This window comes from Bacillus sp. P4_D3 (genome assembly GCF_056401855.1).
This window is the reverse complement of sequence record NZ_JBFUIN010000858.1, coordinates 1-1,197: the sequence shown is the minus strand read 5'-3', so window position 1 is coordinate 1,197 and position 1,197 is coordinate 1. Positions and strand designations below refer to the sequence as shown.

The following is a 1,197-nucleotide window of genomic DNA, read 5'->3' as shown; positions in this document are numbered from 1 at the left end:
AAGGTACACCGTTACTAGAAATCTTCGCAAAGTATTTCGGTGCTTGCCCATTTACACCTAACGTATAAAGCATACGTCCAGCACTATAAATACCACTGTTACAACCAGACATTGCCGCTGTAATAACAACGAAGTTAATAAGTCCCGCAGCTGCCGTAATACCAACCTTCGCAAAAGTTGCTACGAACGGACTACCAATTGAACTTAATTGATCCCAAGGATAAACAGTTACAATAACGAAAATAGCACCAATATAGAAAATTAGAATACGCCAAATTGTGCTTTGAATTGCTCTAGTAAGTGTCTTCTTCGGATCTTTCGCTTCACCAGCAGTAATCCCGATTAATTCCACACCTTGATATGCCCCAACTACAAGTGATAGCGCAAAGAAGAATCCTGAAAAACCACCTGTAAAGAAACCACCATTTTTCCACAGATTAGATATACCAATTGCTTCTCCTCCGTTCCCAATTCCGAAGAAAATGAGACCGAATCCGGCAATAATCATTAATAAAATCGTAACAATTTTAATCATTGCAAACCAAAATTCAAATTCACCAAATGACTTAACCGAAATTAAGTTAGCCGCACCAAGAATAACCATCGCGATAACACCAGGTATCCAAGCCGGTAAATCCGGGAACCAATATTTCATATACGCCCCAACTGCGATAATCTCTGACATCCCAACGATAACCCACTGGAACCAGTTACTCCATGCCGTCATATAACCAGCTAATGGATGAATATACTTGTGACCAAATGTCGCAAATGAACCTGTGCTTGGCTCCATATACAACATTTCTCCCATGGCACGCATAATGAAGAAGATAAAAATACCTGCGATTGCATATGCAAGCATTACTGACGGACCTGTCCATTTAATCGTGCTGGCTGACCCCATAAACAAACCAACACCAATTGTTCCGCCTAAAGCAATCATTTGAATATGACGTGCTTCTAAACCTCGTTTCAATTCTTTGTTTGCCACTTCATTTCCCCCTCTTAGATGATTCATAGCCGCATTTAAAGTAAGATGCTTTACCCTAATTCCTCTTCGGCTTGAAAATGATGAAACAAACGTCATTTTAGACTAACTTTAAAGCTATCCTAAAATCTTATTTTGCCTCTTATAAAATTTCCAAAACCCCTCATCTTCCTATTTTCTATAAAACTTAAAATTGCTTACTTCATATT

1 protein-coding gene is annotated in these 1,197 nt (G+C 38.8%); it reads right to left on the bottom strand.

The genetic code is table 11. The annotated features are described in order from the left end of the window. The coding region (locus tag AC1DTM_RS27405) for an amino acid permease (RefSeq protein ID WP_477001369.1) at positions 1 to 991 on the bottom strand (991 nt) is incomplete at its 3' end. Between the last annotated feature and the right edge of the window lie 206 nt (positions 992 to 1,197).